Origin of the sequence: Streptomyces alboniger, assembly GCF_008704395.1 — a bacterium.
In the GTDB taxonomy this organism is placed as follows: Bacteria; Actinomycetota; Actinomycetes; order Streptomycetales; family Streptomycetaceae; genus Streptomyces; species Streptomyces alboniger.
Genome location: NZ_CP023695.1, coordinates 4,246,621 through 4,264,409 on the forward strand (window position 1 = coordinate 4,246,621; position 17,789 = coordinate 4,264,409).

General features: G+C 67.9%; 14 protein-coding genes. 9 read left to right on the forward strand and 5 right to left on the reverse strand.

Annotated features, from left to right (window positions below; translation table 11 throughout):
- Positions 1-11 precede the first annotated feature (11 nt).
- The 4 genes from CP975_RS18940 to CP975_RS18955 all read right to left on the reverse strand — a co-directional run bounded on the left by CP975_RS18940 (position 12) and on the right by CP975_RS18955 (position 7,343).
- The gene (locus CP975_RS18940) at positions 12-2,021 is read right to left on the reverse strand and encodes an AIPR family protein (RefSeq protein WP_055527217.1); all 2,010 of its coding nucleotides are present in this window, start codon (positions 2,019-2,021) and stop codon (positions 12-14) included.
- Entirely contained in the window at positions 2,014-3,024 is a 1,011-nt protein-coding gene (locus CP975_RS18945; RefSeq protein ID WP_055527215.1) for a PD-(D/E)XK motif protein, read from the reverse strand. The genes CP975_RS18940 and CP975_RS18945 overlap by 8 nt, the downstream gene beginning before the upstream one ends.
- Entirely contained in the window at positions 3,021-5,804 is a 2,784-nt protein-coding gene (locus tag CP975_RS18950; RefSeq protein WP_055527213.1) for a Z1 domain-containing protein, read from the reverse strand. The genes CP975_RS18945 and CP975_RS18950 overlap by 4 nt, the downstream gene beginning before the upstream one ends.
- Before the next feature lie 63 nt (positions 5,805-5,867).
- Positions 5,868-7,343: an ATP-binding protein gene (locus CP975_RS18955; protein WP_055527212.1), complete on the reverse strand. Its 1,476-nt coding sequence runs from the start codon at positions 7,341-7,343 to the stop codon at positions 5,868-5,870.
- Positions 7,344-7,745: 402 nt separating this feature from the next.
- Here CP975_RS18955 and CP975_RS18960 point away from each other — a divergent pair, with 402 nt between their 5' ends.
- From CP975_RS18960 to CP975_RS18985, 6 genes are all read left to right on the forward strand, one after another.
- Positions 7,746-8,960: a helix-turn-helix domain-containing protein gene (locus CP975_RS18960; RefSeq protein ID WP_281292906.1), complete on the forward strand. Its 1,215-nt coding sequence runs from the start codon at positions 7,746-7,748 to the stop codon at positions 8,958-8,960.
- A 119-nt stretch (positions 8,961-9,079) separates the two neighbouring features.
- Positions 9,080-9,499 carry a hypothetical protein gene (locus CP975_RS18965; protein ID WP_055527209.1) on the forward strand — a complete coding sequence of 140 codons (420 nt, stop codon included), beginning with the start codon at positions 9,080-9,082 and terminating at the stop codon, positions 9,497-9,499.
- 177 nt (positions 9,500-9,676) lie between these two features.
- On the forward strand, positions 9,677-10,036 hold the full coding sequence (locus tag CP975_RS18970; RefSeq protein WP_055527208.1) for a hypothetical protein: 360 nt from the start codon (positions 9,677-9,679) through the stop codon (positions 10,034-10,036).
- Between the two features lie 5 nt (positions 10,037-10,041).
- On the forward strand, positions 10,042-11,343 hold the full coding sequence (locus CP975_RS18975) for a radical SAM protein (protein ID WP_055527207.1): 1,302 nt from the start codon (positions 10,042-10,044) through the stop codon (positions 11,341-11,343).
- A complete protein-coding gene (locus CP975_RS18980; protein ID WP_055527206.1) occupies positions 11,340-12,242 on the forward strand; it encodes a radical SAM protein in 903 nt (300 codons plus the stop codon). The genes CP975_RS18975 and CP975_RS18980 overlap by 4 nt, the downstream gene beginning before the upstream one ends.
- Before the next feature lie 37 nt (positions 12,243-12,279).
- Positions 12,280-13,050, forward strand: coding sequence for a hypothetical protein (locus CP975_RS18985; protein WP_055527205.1), 771 nt, complete (start codon positions 12,280-12,282; stop codon positions 13,048-13,050).
- A 58-nt stretch (positions 13,051-13,108) separates the two neighbouring features.
- On the opposite strand, the gene aspS is transcribed toward CP975_RS18985, so the two are convergent.
- The gene (gene aspS / locus CP975_RS18990) at positions 13,109-14,419 is read right to left on the reverse strand and encodes an aspartate--tRNA(Asn) ligase (protein WP_055527204.1); all 1,311 of its coding nucleotides are present in this window, start codon (positions 14,417-14,419) and stop codon (positions 13,109-13,111) included.
- A 344-nt stretch (positions 14,420-14,763) separates the two neighbouring features.
- Between aspS and CP975_RS18995 the strand changes: the two genes are divergently transcribed.
- From CP975_RS18995 to CP975_RS19005, 3 genes are all read left to right on the forward strand, one after another.
- A complete protein-coding gene (locus CP975_RS18995) occupies positions 14,764-15,240 on the forward strand; it encodes a GNAT family N-acetyltransferase (protein WP_070321133.1) in 477 nt (158 codons plus the stop codon).
- A gap of 92 nt (positions 15,241-15,332) precedes the next feature.
- Positions 15,333-16,184, forward strand: coding sequence for a hypothetical protein (locus CP975_RS19000; protein ID WP_055527231.1), 852 nt, complete (start codon positions 15,333-15,335; stop codon positions 16,182-16,184).
- A 42-nt stretch (positions 16,185-16,226) separates the two neighbouring features.
- Positions 16,227-17,744, forward strand: coding sequence for an amino acid permease (locus CP975_RS19005; protein WP_246201556.1), 1,518 nt, complete (start codon positions 16,227-16,229; stop codon positions 17,742-17,744).
- Positions 17,745-17,789 lie beyond the last annotated feature (45 nt).

The following is a 17,789-nucleotide window of genomic DNA, read 5'->3' on the forward strand; positions in this document are numbered from 1 at the left end:
CACGGGGCTGCCTACGGCCCGGGGACGAAGCCCAGGGAGAGGGCCTCGTTGCGGGCGTGGAGGGCTTGGACCGCCTGAACTTCGGGAACCTCCTGGTCGAGTTCGAGGCGCCGACCGACGTACTGGGCGAGCTGACGCTGCCAAGGCTCGAGGTTGCGCGTTTCCTTCGCCCACTGTTCGACCGCGTACCACTCGTCCGGGGAGATGAGCGAGACCTCGTCAGTCGCGCCCGCGTCGGCCTGTGTACCGCCGGCGAGCGCCGCCTCGTCCAGGGGGTGGTCTCGGAGCTCCGCCCGCAGCGCCCCAGGCACAGCCCACGGCACTCGGGACACTGCATCCCAGCAGGCTGCCTTCTTGGCCCACTCGCCCACGTGGTTGCCCTCACGAGGCGCGGTCACGACCGCCATCACCCGGGGGCACAGGTCGTCGATCGACTCTGCGAGGGCCTCCGAGATCGCCTGTTCCCGCCAGATCTGGTCGAGATCGATCCGTCTGTCCGCAGCGAGTGACAGCCGGGCCATGGTGTAAGTGGTGATCATGCTCTTGTAGCTGCCTGCCTGGTGTGCGGCAGCGATGCGGTCCACCGCCTTGAACAGGATCGCCATGGCGATCACGTGCTGGCAGTACTGGACGTCGACTCGAGGGGGTGCCTCGTCGACGCGGAGCATGAACTCGGCGAAGTTCTTCTGGGCTCCCCGGCTGACGTGGTACGGAAGCTGGTTCCAGGAGTGGACGAACTTCGCTAGGTCCGCCTTCGTGAACTTCTGCCGTGTCGGATTGAGCGCCTTGAAGTGGCGCTGCCGGGCCGGGGTGCGGGCCTTGGCCAGCTCGTCGGTGAACTGGCCGCGGGCACGCTCGTAGAACCAGTGCGTCTCCTGGCCGCTCCCGTCCGTCGCAGGAGCCCAGAGGGAACGGGTGATCCTCTGAACGGCCACGTGGTACTCGTGGTTCGAGCTGAAGTCGACCAGTGTCACCCGATTCTGGGTGTTCGAGTACTGGGAGATCTTCGGAACGATCTCGGCGAGCCGTACCGGGGACACCTCCGTGAGCTTCATCTGCACCATGACGTGCGACAGGTCGGCCTTGTCACGGCTCGACGCGTAGTGAAGCGAGGCCGTCGTCTGGCCACCGTTGACGATCTGGAGCCCGTGCACCCGGGATATCCCGGTGGGCTCCCCGTGCGGGCCACGTGTGAAGTCGACCTGGGACGCCGTCGCCGTGATGCCGTTGTTGTAGGACAGGAACCTGCCGGGTGCGTCGAGCAGTGTCTCCCGGATGCCTCGGTTGACCGCGCCCCTGGTCTGCAGGAAGGAACGGACGTTCAGTTCGAGCAGCCGCGTGCCGTGCTCTCCGTACAGTTCTGCCAGCCGTTGCCCGGGGATCACCGACAGTGCCACGGAGTGGTCCGGCTCCGTGCTGGGGGTCGAGACGCAGGGCAGCGGTGGGTCGAAGGACACCACGATGGGCTCGCTGATGCTGCCGGACGTCGCGTGGCGGTGCAGCCGTGCCAGGTCCCACACCTCACGGCTGACCGGGAGTCCGCCGAACTCGCCGGGAGAGAGGTCGGTGGAGGTGCTCACACGGTTGGTGAGCAGGAACAACCTGATCCGCTGTACCTCGGTCAGGGCCTTCTCGACCGCGGCGCACATGTCGTACACGTCGAAGGACTCGTCGATGTGCTGCTGCAGTCCGTCCCGGCACCGGCGGGCGAACGTCAGGAGTCGTTTGAAGAACGACTCGGCCTGGGCCTTCGTGAGTTTGGCGTCCGACGGGTCGAGGCGGAAGTCCGTGAAGAAGAGGTCGAGGCACTCGCCGGACTCCCCGACGCCGTATCCGTGCACCTCGTGTCCGTGGGCCTTGTGGTAGGCGGTGAAGGTGTTGGACGCGATGCCGGTCTGCTCCAGGTCCTCGAACACCCTGCGTGTGAACGCCTCGGGGGTGGTGGTCCCCTCGGCGTCGGCGGTCGCCTGGACGTCCGCGACGAGGTCGCGGGAGAACTCGGTCAGGTCGAGTTCAGGCATGCTGGCCCCTGATCAGTTCGGTTACCTCGTCGGCCGTGGCTTGGTGCTGGTCAAGTCCCGTGGTGTTCACCTGGTACGTGCAGTGGCCGACGCCTTCGCGGAGATCGGCCTCGACGATTCTCGGAAAGTCGTCCCGCACGTGCCAGAAGCGCAGGTCACGAAGGGTGTACCGCGGCTCATCGTAGAGGTCACGGTGCCCCGGGAGGTATCCGGCCTGGATCAGACGGCCGTCGAACATGGTCCGGGCGGCAGGGCTGGTGAGCTGTTCCCGTATACGGTCGACCAGCCTGTTCAGGCTCTCGCCTGATCCGCCGCGCCGCTCGTCGAGCATCACGAGTGCCAGGAGGAGCGTGGGCACCCCGGTGGCGTCCAGCTGCCGCTCGCTGGCGATGCGGATACTCCGAGGACGCTTCGCGGTGCTCGACTTGGCCTCGATGGCCACAGCGGGAAGCTGGAAGTCCTGGTCGGCCCCCGCGGGCCCGGTCCAGGAGTCGACGGCGTCGGTCTGGGCGAGCGGGGGCAGGACGTGCTCCCTGAGGACCAGGAGCTCGCCGGCCAGCCCCCGGCGCTCCTCCGGCCTCAGACCGTCGGTGCCGACCGCCCGCAGCAGGTCCTGCCACCTCCCGAACCGGTCCACGGCAGCGGTCAGTGCCGCGTCGGCTGCGGGCGCGGCCCGCACCGTGTCAGCGACGTCGTCGACAAGCGGGTTGAAGACCTCACGAAGCTCGTTGGAGGTCAGGACCACCTGGAGTTCGTACTCGACCCGTGACACGGCGCTCAGGTTCATCTCCAGCCCTGCCGCCCGCGGAAGCCGGCCCACCGAGCGGACGATGTGGTCCGCGGCGCGTGCGTCGGCCCGGAGAACCAGCATGCGCTGGTGGCCCGGGTGGGAGACGGACAGGAAGACGTCCAGCGGTGCGTCAGGGTGCAGACGGAGGCGGGACCGCCCTGTCGTGCCCTGGGGCGTCTCCAGTTCACGCCATTCGTCCTCGGTTACGGTCACTCCGAGTCCTCCTCGTCGTAGGTGTCGAGGCCCTCCTGCTGCCAGATGCTGTTGACGACGTACGTGGTGTCTGACTGGTGCTGGGAGCGGGGGAAGCTCACCTTGAAGCCCACCAGAGGCGGTTGCGCCACCCCGTCCGCGGACGCGGGCCGCTCGATCAGGTAGATCAGCAGCAGCGCCTGGTCGGGCCTGCGCTGCCAGCGCAGGAGCTCGCCGGAGGGGTTCTGGGGAACCTTCTCCTTCTTGTTCTTCTCTGCTGCCTTCCGCGTCGCGTCGAGGGCGGCTTCCTTCTGGGGTTTGTCGAGGTCGAGGTACTCGTCAGGGGGGCTGAGCACACGACGGATCGTGTACCGCCCCTCAGCCTCGAAACCCGGGTTGATGGCTGTGCGCGTCACGGGTCCGACGGCGTGTCCGGCGACGTCCTGGGGGTCCTTCGCGGTGGTCTTGCCGACAAGGATCACCGTCCACTGGGGAAGTTCTCCCACGGCTACACACTGCTCGATGTACTTCGCGATGAACCGGGGGCGGACCCTCTGCGCCGTACGTTCGGTCTCGTAGCGGGAGAGGAACTCGACGACAGCGTCGGAGGGGACTCCGTTCCACCTCACGTTGCCGCCCGGCGTCTTCGCGGTCTCGGCCTCAGTGACCCCGTCAAGCCTCTGGACGAAGTCGCCGAGCGCCTTCAGGTTGTGCTCGACGGTCCGCTGGGCCAGGTCGAAGAGCACCGTCTCCGGACCTTCGCCCGAGTAGCTCAGCATGACCTTCGTGCCCTGGCGCATCTTGTTCGCGGCCGTGATCGCGAGACCGAGCGAAGAGGCACGTACCTTCAGCCCGAAGCTCCTCGGTGTGAGGTCGAGGGCGGCCATCTCCTCGACCTCACGGCGCAGTTCGTCGGTCGCAGAGGTCACCTCGACGTACCTGGCCTGGAGCTTGGGGGTGGTGTAGAGGCGGCAGAGGTCCTCGTAGCCTGGGCGGTATCCGAACCACCGGCCCATCTGGAGCAGACTGTCGTAGGTGGTGGTGTTGCGCAGGTAGTAGCTGACGGTCAGCCCTTCCAGGGTGAGACCTCGGGAGAGCTTCTGGCCTCCTATCGCGATGACCGAGAGGCCGTTCCTGCGGTGCTCGTAGTAGTCGAGCGCGTCACGCGAGGCACCGTTCACCGTCTTTACCACGATCTTGCGCAGGGCCGGCATGAGCTGCCGGGACACCTCCTTCCAGGTCACCCGCTCGGCCTCGTCGGCAGGGAAATGGTCAGTGGTGGGTACGAAGTCCCGCTCCCAGAGGTCCTGGAAGCTGGCCATGCGTGCTTGGGCCTGCCCGTATCGGTCGCTGAGTGAGTCCACGAGGAGGCGCAGGTGGTCGTAGACCTGGTCTCTCATGGCCGCCTGTGCCAGGTTGAAACGGCTGAGGTGGACGAGCATGGAGTTGTGGACCTTCGTCTGCCCCCGTGCCCTGCGGGCAGCACATGCGAGCACGAACGAAGCGATGGCCTCGTGAAGGGACCGCGGAAGGTCGTCGGAGGGTTCGAAGTCCGACTTGTGCTTGGTCGGCACCCAGGTCTCGCCGTCGTCCACAGGACGCACGAGCGGGAGCGGCAGGACGCCTTCCTCGTCGTCGTTGTCGACCTGGAGCCCGAAGACCCGTTCAGGGCCGAGGTAGTTGGTCGGTGAGGGAAGGGTACGGATGAAGCTCTCAGGGAAGAGGTCCGAGCCGAGGGAGGCGTGCTCGGCGTCCGGGTCGATGTAGATGTTGGCGAACGGCGTGGCCGTGTACCCGACGTACGCCGCCTTCTCGAAGCTCTTCATGAGGTCGCGGATCGCACCGTTGGTCCTGGTCGGGTCCGCTTCGGGGTCGCGCTTGGTGTTGACGGAGGCGTTGTCCGCCTCGTCGTCGATGACGAACAGCGGGATGTCACGTACGACCTTGCTACCCCTCTCGTCCTCCGTGCCCTGGACCTCCGTCACCCACGTACGCAGGTACTCGAGGATCTTCCAGTGCTTCTTGACGACGAGGACCACGGGGAAACGGCCGAGCGGGAAGTTGACTGCGTTCGCCGCCTGCCGACCGAAGTCGCCCTTCTCGGAGCTGTTGGTCGGTGACGCGATGTCCAGTCTCCGCGCACCGGGCATTCTCCCGGCTCCCATGAGGCGGGACTTCCCGTTCTGGTTGGACCGCTGCTGGTGCTGGGTGTCGAACCCGAGGAGGCCCTCGTCGACCCGCAGCTGCGTCTGGCTCCGGAGGTCGTTGTGGATGCCGGCGAGGATCACCACGAACTGGTACCCCGCATCGACGGCCTTCGCGGCGAGCCCGATGTACTGGCCCGTCTTGCCCGACTGGACCTGCCCGATCACGAGACCCGTGCGACGCCAGGATCCCGGGCGGCGAGGGTCCTCCAGCTGGCTCAGGACGTCGTCCGTGCTCTGGTCGAGGCGACGTACGACGACCGGGGGGAGGTTGCGGACGTCCTCGAGGTAGCGCCGGTATCGCTCCCAGAAGTCCCAGTCCCGGTCGTTCTTGGCCTCGGGCAACCACTGCTCGTGCCCTCTGTCGCTCTCCAGGCCGGAGGAGCCCTCCTGGAAGACGGCGGTCATGGCCTCGATCTCCTTGGCCAGTCGCTCCCGGTCGAGGACTTCGCCCTGCCCGGCCAGCATCCCGAAGATGACGGTGACCGCGTTCTGCACTTCATCGGGAGTCGGCTGTCGGTCCTGGGAGAGCAGGGCGAGTACCAGGCGCCTGGCCTTGGCGAGGGAGTCGGTCGACTCCTCGGGAGTGGGGCTCACAGCGGTCCTCCGACTGGAAGTTGACGGTATCGAGCAGCGTAGGGGCGGCCACTGACAACAAGCTCAGGTGCTCCAGAAACCCTGCAGTTGGTCGAAGGGCGGCATGGATCTCAGTCGCTCCCGGGCCGCGGCAGGTGAACGCCCGTCGGAGACCAGCGACTCGTACACCCGGTGGGCGATCTCCGTGGCCTCCGCGTCGGCGAACCCAGCCCCTCCGAAGGGTTCGGGGTCGTCGCTGGTGTCCGTCTCGTGCATCACGCGCAGCGCGGTGACGGGAACGGTCTCCTCCAGCAGGCGGATCAGCGCGCGTACGTCGTCCGCGCTGCCACCGCCGGGTCGCAGTGCCGCTCTGACCAAGGGGTGGCCACGGTTGATCCGGCAGCTGACCCGATCGTCGGTACGGCGGACGTTCCAGGCGTACAGCAGGGGATCGCCATGTGTCCGTGCCGCGATCTGCCCGCGGTAGCGCAACACGTCGGCAGCCTGTCTCCGGGTCCGCTTGGCGATGCGCTGGAGGTGGGGTCGCAGGCCGACGGGAGGGACGACGCTCGACTTGCGGACGTCGACGCCCCACTCGACATCGGTCTCGGCCGGGATGTCGACGGCGATGCGGGCCTGGTTGTACTTCTCCTCGCGGCGTATGCCGCGCTGTCCGAGCCAGTCCCCGGCGAGGATCAGACGGTCCCGGCGGTAGACGTAGAACCCCTGCTGGTCGAGCCAGCCACGTGGCCCTCCGGCAGATTCGTACTCGGCTGGGGTGAGCCGCTGGGCACTCGGCAGGACGAATGCCTCCACACGCACGGTTCCTGCTCCGAGTGGGAGCTGCTCGACCGGAAGTGACTGCACGGAGGGGTGTCCCGTCAGGAAGGGGTCCCACGGTTCGACGGGGCTCCCGGAGACCTGCAAGGTGCGGCGACGGCTTCCGACGAGGAAACGGGCGAAGACCATGGCGAGGTGTGACCTCACTCGGTGTCTCTCCGCGTAGAACTGCTTCTGGGTCCGCTCGTCGTCCACCGTCACGTCGTCGACGTGGTAGCCGTTGAGTCTCCGCCACAACACGATGGTGCCGTGATCCGACGTGCCGCGGATCCTGTCCAGCAGAGCGGTGGTCGTCTCGTCCGCGCCGCGCAGCAGGCGCCACTGGCCGGACTTCTCGACGACGTCGAGATCCCAGGTCCGTGTGTGCCACGCACCGGAGGTCGCGGTGGACACGGTGAGCTGTCTCGCCTGGGAGAACGACGCCGACTTGAGGCCGACCCCGAAACGACCCAGATCTGTGGTGCTCCGCTGCGTAGCCGGTCCACGCGCGGCCACGGTCATGGCGGTGACGAGCTCCTCCGCGTTCATACCGCCGCCGTCGTCGACGACGGCGATCCACGAGTCCCGTCCTGCCCAGGTGAACTCGACGTCGATGTCCGTCGCGTGCGCAGAGAGGCTGTTGTCCACCAAGTCCGCGACGGCTGCGGGCAGGGAGTACCCGAGGGAGCTGAGAGAGGCGACCATGCCCGCAGGTTCGGGGGCCGCGATGTCGTACGTCATGCGCAGTTCCAGCCCTGCTCCCGCTCCCTGCTGCTTCTCGGTGTGCGGCTGTCCCGAGAACCAGCGGAACCGAGTGAGCGAGCACCCCCTGACGGGCAGGGAAACCCAGCCGCACCTCTGGTTCTGACGTGCGCTCCAAGTCCCTGTCCAGGGCTGATGGTAATGGAGCGCGAGGGCGAAGAATCCGGGGTTGGCTTGAACCTGCCCATGGCATACGCACTCTCGCCGACCTTGGTGAAGGCGTCGACAGTTGTACTCGCTTCTCTTGGGGCACGCCCGCCGATCCCCAGGTCGGCCGATGCGTTAACTCTCAGCAACGGGCCTTCTGGGCACGGCTCGCAGTCCGTACTCTGGCCACATTGCTCCGATCAGCGAGGGGATCTCGACGTGGGTGAGAGCTTGATGCTGGGGGACCGTCTCCGGGTGGCACGCAAGACGCGCGGGCTGTCCGCCGCGCAGCTCGCCCAGCGGGTCGCGGTCTCCGTCAGCCTGCTTCAGAAGTTGGAGTCCGGCGCCCGGAAGGCGACGCCGAGTCTGATATCGGCCCTGGCGCGGGCGCTGCATTTCGGCCCGGAGGTGCTGACCGGCCAGCCGTACTACGGGGATCCGGAGGCCGAGGACGGGGTGCACACCGTCATCCCGGAACTGCGGCGCATCCTGCTGTGCTTCGACACTCCCGACGAGTTGGAGACCCGCCCGCGTGCGCTGCCTGTTCTGGCTTCCGAGGTGGACCAGATCGCGGCCCTGCGGCGTGACGCGCGGTACGTGCCGATGGGGCCGTTGCTGCCCCCGGTGATCACCGAGCTGACCCACGTAGCGCTCGGGTCGCGCGGTGAGGAACAGCAGAAGGCGTTCTGGCACCTGGCCCGTGCCTACCGGGCCGTCAACAGTCTGGCCCACAAGATGGGGCACCACGACCTGGGCAACACGGCGCTGGAGAGGATCCGGTGGGCCGCTGACCGAACCGGTGATCCGCTCATGCAGGTCACGGCTGGTTTCCTGGTCGCGGGGTCGATGCTCCGCCAGGGCGCGACCGAGTCGGCTCGCCGCAAGCTCAGGGGGCTGCGCGGGGAGCTGGAGCGGCTCCAGCCGGAGCGTTCGTACACCGATGACGCGTTGGCGGTCGACGGGGCGCTGTTGCTGAAGCTCGCGGTGGTGGAGTCGCGGGAGAACAATCCCGACGGGGCCGAAGACCTCCTGGCGGAGGCCGAGCAGGTCGCGCGTATGGCGGGCAACCGGGACAGCCTCGCCTACGAGATGAGCTTCGGGCCGACCAACATCAAGATCCACACGGTGCATGCACTGATCGACACCGGGGACAGCGAGCAGGCCCTCGCCCGACTCGACGAATGGGGCCAGGGGGGAGCCGGATGGGTGCCGCCTGCCTCGACGGTCGGCGAGCGATCCAGCCACCACCACATCGATGTCGCCTCCGCGCGCCTGGCGCTGGGCGATCGAAGCGGCGCGTTCGCCGAGCTGAAGCGGTCGAGGAAGATCGCCCCGAACCACACCCGATTCCACCCATCCGTACGTGAAACGCTCGGCTCGCTGCTGCGTATGGACACGCACCCGTCCGCTGAGTTGTCGGCGTTCGGTACCTGGGCAGGCGTCGCGTAGCACAACGCGCCTTCTCTCAACGGGAGTTGGCGTGATCTGGGTGCGGACAGTTTGTCCGCGCACACCTGCCTTGCGAATGGAATGGTCCTCTCACACCCAGTTGTGAGGGGGCCATTCCTATGTCGGACGCGATCCCGACCGCACGGCTGCCGAGGTGGATGCCGACCGGCAGCGAGCCGGAGCTGTGTCCCGCCGGTACCTGGTGGGATGCCATCCGCGCGCCTGAACATGTGGGGCGCCGGGCCGTGGCGCTCGTCGAGGAGCAGGGACTGCCGACGGGGCCTGTGATCCTCGACGACGGCGGCCGTGAGCCGCGGATGTACTTCCTGACGCCGGTTGGTACCGCGGCGCGCTGGGAGGAACCGGGAACGGTCGCGCTGGGTCTGACCTGTCACGTCGTGGTCCCGCAAGCGGACCGCACCACCGCCCCCGGCCTGCACTGGCACCGGCTGCCCAGCAGGCCCCGTTCCCTGATCGTGCCCGATGCGCTGCACCACGCCCTGATCAAGGCACGCAGGGAGCGCGAAGGCACCCCCTAGAACTTGCTTCGCGGTCCCGGTTCTCCGTCGGCCATGGGGCCGGCATCACCGTGGCCGACTACTGCGGAGCTGCTGAGCGCCGTCCCACTCACACTCCCCGAGTGGGGCGGTACCCGCCCGACCCCGGCGGACACAAGGGGTTGTTCCAGCACATCCAACACCGAGAAGGGATCAGCCATGCCTCAAGCCAGGCGAGAGAAGCAGGACCACCTCATCTACGCGGACGTCGTGGACTCCAAGTCCAAGGCGGGCGTGTGGATGGGCGAGCGCGCCTCCTTCCAGGAGAAGCAGGGCCTCATCATCGAGGCGCTCAAGGAGCAGACCGACTGGGTCGAGCTGAAGGACGCGGTCATGGTCATCAGCACCGACCCGGCCGGCATCACGGTCATCGCGCCGAACCCGACGCTGCCCGGTGTGATCGTCCTCGCCGACGGCGGCTCCCCGGCTGCCTCCGCGAAGCTCCAGGCCGCCGCCACCGAGAAGGTCCGTGCGGTCATGGGCGAGCTCGGGATCGTCGAAGAGGAAGCGGCGGCCTGACCACCATGGCCGTCCCCCGGATGTTGTGGGGGAAGTACTTCCAGTACGAGCGGGATGGGGAAGCGGTTCTCCTCGACCCGGTCGGCCTGGACAGTGTGTTCATCGACTCCGGCGAGGTCCACGACCTCGCCGGGGTCCCCCCGACCGCGACTCACGAAGCCCTCGCTGGGCTCGGCTTCACCCCCGACGGCCCCTCGGCCGACCGGCGCGAAGCACTCAACCATCGCCTTCGACTCCTCGGCCTCGACGCCGCCCCTCGCCGCATCAGCGGCCTGCGCGTCGTCCTCACCGACCGCTGCAACATGGCCTGCACGTACTGCTTCGTCGACACGAACACCGGCAAGCCGGACATGACGAAGGAAGAGCTGACGGAGGGGCTGGAGTTCCTGTTCGAGCAGAACGCTGGACAGGACGAGGTCTCCATCCAGTGGTTCGGTGGCGAGCCGACCATCCGCTTCGACCTCATGCGCTACGGCGATCAGCTCGCCGATACTCTCGCCGACCGCTACGACGTGCGCAGGGTGCGGCGCACGGTCGTCACCAACGGTGCCCGGCTGACGGACGAGGCACTCGACCACTTCGTCGCGTACAAGTACGGGGTCGGCATCTCCATCGACGGCCCTCCGGGCATCAACTCGGCCAATCGCCTGCTGCTCGGCGGCCAGCCCGCCGACGACCGGATCCGCCGCAACGTCGCCCGGTTCGTCGAGGCAGACGGCCTGCATGTGGGCTGCAACCTCACCCCGACGGCCGCGAACATCGGACGTCTCGCCGAGACCGTCCGGTGGATCATCGACGATCTCGGGCTGAAGTTCATCTACGTCAACACGCCCATCCCCACCGCGGGCCGCTGGCGGGTCAACGGCGCCGACCTGGCCCGGGAGTTGTACGAGGCCCGCGTGGCCGCCCTGGGGCGGGGCGGGATGCTGTTCTCCGTCCTGGACCGCGCCTTCCAGGCACTCGACACCCGCCGGCCGATGCTCTTCGACCACATGCAGGGCGACCGCAGCCTGAACGCGGCCCTGCTGCCCGGCAACCGCGTCAGCCTGTGTGACATCAACTTCACCGAGCCGTCGTTCCTGCACACCCTCGCCGAGCTCCGCGCCGATCCCAGTCTCCTGGCTGGCGTGGCGAAGAAGGTCGCGCCGATCCCCGAGTGCGGCGACTGCCCGGCGCTTGGCATCTGCGGCGGCCCGTCCCGTAACGAGCAGGCCCTCGTCGGCGGCGGCACGCCGGATCCGGAGATGTGCGCGTTCTATACGAGCACCGTGGAGATCGCGGTGTGGGACAACACGGGGGTGCAATGAGTACCCGCGTCCGTACCGCGTTGATCTCCACGGCCGGGCACTGCAAGGTGGCCTGCGGGTTCTGCTTCCGGGCCGACCGCGCCCACGGCCTCCTGGATACCGCGACCTACACCCGCACCCTGTCGCGGCTGAAGGAAGCGGGCGTGGAAGGGGTGTGCCTGAGCGGTGGCGAACCGACCCACCACCCGCAGCTCCGGCAGCTCGTACGGCTGGCTCGCCAGTTCGGCATGGCGGTGTCGATGGTGACCTCGGCCCGCACCGTGGCGGAGGTCATTGCTCTCTCCCAGGTGGCGCACCTGCTGGCCAATGTGACCGTCTCCGCCGACTCGCAGGGAGCGATGCTGCTGGGCCGCACCACCCGCACCGCGGTCTCCGGCCTCGACACGCTGCGAGCCATCAGCACCGAGACGAAGATCCTGCACGTCACCTGCTGGGGCCTGCGCGACGAGGAGTGCCAGAACCTGGCCGCCCTCGTGTCCGAGGCAGGGGTGGAGGTCCAGTTCAGTCCCGTCGTCCTCGACGAGCGCGCCCTGCGCCGCGATGGCAAGTCGGTCCAGGACTACCTGGTGCAGCAGCGGCTCGACGCCGACGTACTGAGCGACCACTTCAATCTGTCCGACCGATACCGGGCCTACCTCGACGAGCTGGGGGACCTGCAATTCCCCACGGACGGGGGTGAGCGGTGGTCATGCCGCTCAGCGGCCGCGTACGTCTCCGCGGACGGCGACATCCGGCGCTGCCCCTACGGCCAGGCATCGGTCAGTGCCCACGCTCCCCGGGCCGCGATCAGAGAGTTCCTGACCGCTCCGGCGCAGGACCGGGTGACCCCGGACTGCGCCGCCATCTGCCGCTCCGCCAGCACCTGTGCCGACGACAGTGCGTCGTGCGCTGCGGTGTGAGGCCGACTCGACGCATCCCGACTCCATGGACCGCTCTATGACGATCACGACGCCCGACGACTTCGCACTCCGGTGGAGGAAACCGCCGAACTTCCCACTGGAGGTCCCGTTCGACTACACGTTCCTGCCGGCCATCGATGTCCTCGACCACCTCCGCAAGGACGAAGAGGTCCGGTTCACGATCCTCGGGGACGACGACTGGCAGGTGCGCATGGACCGCACAGCCGCTTTCCGTACGGCGCCGATCGAGGAGATCGTCGCCTGGCCGTTCCGGCTGGTGCACTTCAATCTCAGCCGCTTCTACGACGACCTCCTGAACGGTTTCCAGGAGGAGGTAATGATCCCCTGGCGCAGCCATCTGTCCGACCGGGGATTCACCTGGCAGCGGCTGGCGCCGATCCTGTTCCTGTCCACCGAGGGTGCCGCCTCGACCTACCACAACGACAACTCCCACGGCCTGGCCTGGCAGGTCTACGGCACCAAGACCTTCCACAGCTACCTCAACCCCGACCAGCACCTGTCGGCCGAGGCGGCGGTCATCGGCGAGACCAGCGGAGAGGACCCGCCCGCCCACGATCCCGCCGACCGCCAGTCGGTCACCATGAGGCCCGGTGACCAGCTGTGGAGCCATGCTCTGACGCCCCACTGGGTCACCACCGAGTCGACGCTCGCCATGAGCGTCACCCTCTCCCACGGCGGCCTGTGCCACCAAGGCAACTTCTCCGAACGGGAGTTGGCGCTGCGGGCCTATTGGGACAAGAACCCCCACGAGGCGTGGGCACATGATCTGCGCAAGGTCCGCTACTGAGACTGCGTCCCACGGCACGAGGCACTCGCCCGTGCCGTGGGACGCAGCCCACTGCCGGTTACGGCGTGAGGCGGTTCGGGCCGCGGAAGAGGAAGGTGGCCTCGCGGATCGAGTCCAGGCCGAGCATCACCATCAGCACCCGCCCCAGGCCCATACCGAGCCCGCCGTGCGGCGGGCACCCGTAGCGGAACGCGTTCAGGTAGTCCTGCAGCGGCTCCGTGCTCATGCTCTTCTCGGCGGCCTGCTTCAGCAGCACGTCGTAGCGGTGCTCACGCTGGGCGCCGGTGGTGACCTCCAGCCCCTTCCACAGCAGGTCGAAGCTCAAGGTCACGCTCGGGTCGTCGGCCTGCCGCATGTGGTAGAAGGGCCGGATGCCGATCGGGTAGTGCGTGATGAACACGAACTCGTGCCCGGTGGCTTCCTTGATGTGAGCCGAGATGCTCCGCTCGCCCTCCGGGTCCAGGTCCTCCTTGACCCCCTGGGGGTCCCAGCCGCCCTTGCGCAGGATCTCGTGCGCCTCGGCCATGGTGATGCGGGGGAAGGGCGTGTTGGGGACGGTGACCTCGACGCCGAAGTGCTCGCGGATCGCCTCACCGTGCGTGTCGGCGACCTTGCCGATGGTGTGGGCGAGCATCTGCTCCTCGAACGCCATCACGTCCTCGACGCCGTCGATCCAGGCCAGCTCCACGTCGACGCCGGTGAACTCGGTGGCGTGCCGGGAGGTGAACGACGGCTCGGCGCGGAAGACCGGCCCGATCTCGAAGACCTTGTCGATGCCGGCCGAGATCGCCATCTGCTTGTAGAACTGGGGCGACTGCGCCAGGTAGGCGCTGCGGTCGAAGTAGCCGAGCTTGAAGACCTCCGCGCCGGACTCCGAGGCGGTGCCCATGAGCTTGGGGGTGTGCATCTCCGTGGCGCCCTGCGCATAGGCGTACTCGCGCATGCCCTGCTCCAGGGTGGTCTGTACGGCGAACAGCAGCTGGGCGGAGGGTCGGCGGCGCACGTCCAGGAAACGCCAGTCCAGGCGCTGCTCCAGACCGGTGTGCTCGTCGATCGGCAGTGGCGTGGCGGCCCGGTTCAGGACCTCGACCGTCTCGGGGACGATCTCCAGACCGCCGAGGTTGACCTGGGCTGCGTCGACGACACGGCCGGTGATACGGACGACGGACTCGGGAGTGAGGGCTTCGAGCTCGGCTTCCAGGGGGCCGTCGTCGCGCTTGTGGGTCACCTGCACCATGCCGGTGCTGTCTCGCACGATGACGAATTGCATCTTGCGCTGCAGGCGGAGGGTGTTCACCCACCCGCAGACGGAAACGGTACGGCCGACGTGTTCTCGCAGGTCAGAGACGTGTACGCGGCTGTGGATCATTGCGGTCCTCCGAAGGACATCGTCATGATCCCTTGGGAGTGCGGGCGAGAAGGGAACTCGCGGTACCACCGCACTTTCGCCGCCACCAGGTGGCGGCCTCATTCGGGCCCGATCACGGGGGCCGACCGGCGGGGCATTGGACCACGACGTGGTCGTTCCTCCCCGCGCTCAGGAGGGTCTTCGCCTCGGGGCGCGAGACCGCCTTCCCAGCTTCCGGCGGCTCTCTCTGCTCGCGTGATCCGTGGCTACTCGTCTCCGTCATCGCGTTGCCGAGCAGGATACGGACCTCGCGGGCACCGCCGCAATCAAGAACACACTCGTGATCAGGAGGATCTGTTGTGAGCGTGCCCGTACGACGGGCGGTAGTCGCCGATGCCGGGGAGCTGGCCCGCCTGCGCCAGCTTTCGCTGACCTGCCCGGCTGTGCCTTGGACCAGGCCGAGGGCGGTACCGGACGGGCCATGGGTCGAGGAGTGCCAGGAGGCCATCGCCGCCATGCTCCGCGACCAGGACACGGCTGCAGCGTTCGTGGTCGCCGCCGAACCGGGCCGCATGGCGGCCAGCGCGATGGGGCTTCTTCTGCCCAGGCTTCCGGGCCCAGATAGCGGCAAGCCGTTCAACGGCGACATCAGCACCGTCGCAACCGATCCGGAGTTCCGCAGGCGCGGCTATGCGCGGGCCGTGGTAACAGCGCTCATGGACTGGATGACCGTAAGCGGCTGCAAGCGCATCAGCCTCGCCTCCAGCCCGGAGGGTGAGCCGCTGTATACGTCGCTCGGGTTCGCTTACGACGACCCGCGGATGTCCTGGCGGGTCCGTTGACGGCGCGACACGGCCACGACCGCAGCCCTCCGCTCGACCAGCATCCGGCTCGCGATGACGCGGCGCTACGGCCGGTAGTGGAGGACGCGGCGATGGGCCGGTGGGAGGGCGCCCGGGATCTGCTGGCCGCGACGGGCCCGGACTGGGACCGGAGGATCTTCCGCCTTCAGATCCTTGCCGAAGCGGGGGCGCGGCTCAGGTTCGCCGACACCTGGGCCAAGGCCGAGCCCCGCTCTCCGCACGCCCTCGCTCTCCTCGCGAACGTGCAGGCCCTACGCGCGATGATCGCCGGGCGCAGTGCCGGACGAACCTTGATGGAGGAAGCCTGGTCCACCTGCCACACCGCTCTGGACGCGTGGCCCCAGGACGTGGCGCCGCTGGTCGTCATGCTCGCGCTGCTGCGAACCCACACCCCCGACCGGGACACGCTCGGCCGCGTGTGGGAGGAGATCAAGCAGCGCGACCCGTGGAACCGCGAAGCGCACCACGAGGTCGTCACCTACCTCTTCCCACGCCATCACGGCGCCCAGGGAGAGGCAGCGTGGTGGGCCGAGGAGCAGGCATCCATCGCTCCCCAGGGGCTGCCGATCGCCGTGCTGCCCCTGGTCGTCTTGGCAGAAGCACACCGCTCGCGCCAGGAGCGGGACCAGAAGGCGTACGGGCTGACGATCCACCCCTGGGTCGAGTGCCCGCAGATTGATCCGGTGCTGGAGCGGTGGTGGCGCTACCGCGCCCCGCGTTCGCACGCCTGCTTCGCCGATGACGCCAACTACCTCGCCCACGCCTTGTCGTTCGCGAATCGGCACCACGAGGCCCTGGAGGTCTTTGACGCGATCGGCCCGTACGCCACGCAAGTCCCCTGGTCGTACTGCGGCCAGGCCAGCGAGCTGTTCCTGCGGCATCGCGGCTGGGCGTACAGCCCGCCCCGGCGTCGACACCGCTGAGTCCCCGACCCATTCCTTTCCCGTACGAAGGACGGAATCCCTGTGCCTCTCGATGTCTCCCGTGTCTCCGACGAGGAACGCCTCAAGCAGCTGGGCTACCAGCAGACGCTGTCGCGCTCGATGTCCGGCCGCGCGAACTTCGGCGTCAGCTTCACGATCATCTCCATCCTGTCCGGCTGCATGACCATGTACGGCTACGGCATGAACACCGGCGGGCCAGCGGTCATCATGTGGGGCTGGCTGTTCGTCGGCCTGATGACGCTCTTCGTCGGTCTGTCCATGGCGGAGGTCTGCTCCGCCTATCCGACGTCCGCGGGCCTGTACTTCTGGGCCCACCGCATGGCCCCGAAGCGGTCGGCGGCGGCGTGGGCGTGGTTCACCGGCTGGTTCAACACCCTCGGACAGATAGCCGTGACCGCGGGCATCGACTTCGGCGCCGCCACCTTCCTCAACGCCTTACTGGACCTCCAGTTCGGCTTCGACGCCACACCCGGCCACACGATCACGCTGTTCGGGATCATCCTCGTGCTGCACGGCGTGCTGAACACTTTCGGCGTGCGCATCGTCGCCTTCCTCAACGAGGTGTCGATCTGGTGGCACGTCCTCGGCGTCGTCGTCATCTGCGGCGCCCTGGTCCTCGTCCCCGACCACCACCAGTCCACCGGCTTCGTGTTCGGCGAGTTCGTCAACAACACCGGCTTCTCGTCCAGCACCTACGTGGTGCTCATCGGCCTGCTGATGGCGCAGTACACCTTCACCGGTTACGACGCCTCCGCCCATATGACCGAGGAGACCATCGATGCCTCGACCGCCGGTCCCAAGGGCATCGTCCGCTCGATCCTCGTCTCCCTGGCGGCCGGGTTCGTCCTTCTCTTCGGCTTCACCTACGCCATCCAGTCCTACGCCGGATCCCTCGACTCCGCCACGGGCGTGCCCCCGGCGCAGATCCTCATGGACGCGCTCGGCGCGGCGGCCGGCAAGTGGCTGCTACTGGTCATCATCGTGGCCCAGCTGTTCTGCGGCATGGCCTCGGTGACCGCCAACTCCCGCATGATCTACGCCTTCTCCCGCGACGGCGCGCTGCCGTTCTCCCGGACGTGGCACAAGCTCAGCCCCGCCACCCGCACCCCTGCCAACGCCGTCTGGCTGGCCACTGGTGGCGCCTTCGTCCTGGGCCTGCCCTACTTGTGGAACAGCACGGCGTACGCGGCCGTCACGTCCATCGCGACCATCGGCCTGTACATCGCCTATGTGATCCCGACGCTCTTGCGGCTGCGGCAGGGGGAGCGGTTCGAGCGCGGCCCGTGGCACCTCGGCCCCTGGTCCACCCTCGTGGGCACGATCGCCGTCGCCTGGGTCGTGGTGATCACAGTGCTGTTCATGCTGCCGCAGAGCTCACCGATCACTGCTGACACTTTCAATTACGCGCCTATCGCAGTCGGCGTCGTCGTCGCCTTCTGCGGAATCTGGTGGCTCGCTTCGGCCCGCAAGTGGTTCCTGAACCCGGCCCACCCCCGCAACGCCCGCCCCGATCGCGAGCGGGAAGTGGCTCGCTCGTAGGCCGCGCTGGAGGGGAAACGGCTGAAGCCGGTCGGTCGAGCCATA

What these genes read in the sequence shown, in the direction of transcription:
- CP975_RS18940 (WP_055527217.1), bottom strand. Translation starts at nt 2,021, where the DNA reads ATGCCTGAACTCGACCTGACCGAGTTCTCCCGCGACCTCGTCGCGGAC.
- CP975_RS18955 (WP_055527212.1), bottom strand. Translation starts at nt 7,343, where the DNA reads ATGACGTACGACATCGCGGCCCCCGAACCTGCGGGCATGGTCGCCTCT.
- CP975_RS18960 (WP_281292906.1), top strand. Translation starts at nt 7,746, where the DNA reads ATGCTGGGGGACCGTCTCCGGGTGGCACGCAAGACGCGCGGGCTGTCC.
- CP975_RS18965 (WP_055527209.1), top strand. Translation starts at nt 9,080, where the DNA reads ATGTCGGACGCGATCCCGACCGCACGGCTGCCGAGGTGGATGCCGACC.
- CP975_RS18970 (WP_055527208.1), top strand. Translation starts at nt 9,677, where the DNA reads ATGCCTCAAGCCAGGCGAGAGAAGCAGGACCACCTCATCTACGCGGAC.
- CP975_RS18975 (WP_055527207.1), top strand. Translation starts at nt 10,042, where the DNA reads ATGGCCGTCCCCCGGATGTTGTGGGGGAAGTACTTCCAGTACGAGCGG.
- CP975_RS18980 (WP_055527206.1), top strand. Translation starts at nt 11,340, where the DNA reads ATGAGTACCCGCGTCCGTACCGCGTTGATCTCCACGGCCGGGCACTGC.
- CP975_RS18985 (WP_055527205.1), top strand. Translation starts at nt 12,280, where the DNA reads ATGACGATCACGACGCCCGACGACTTCGCACTCCGGTGGAGGAAACCG.
- aspS (WP_055527204.1), bottom strand. Translation starts at nt 14,419, where the DNA reads ATGATCCACAGCCGCGTACACGTCTCTGACCTGCGAGAACACGTCGGC.
- CP975_RS19000 (WP_055527231.1), top strand. Translation starts at nt 15,333, where the DNA reads ATGGGCCGGTGGGAGGGCGCCCGGGATCTGCTGGCCGCGACGGGCCCG.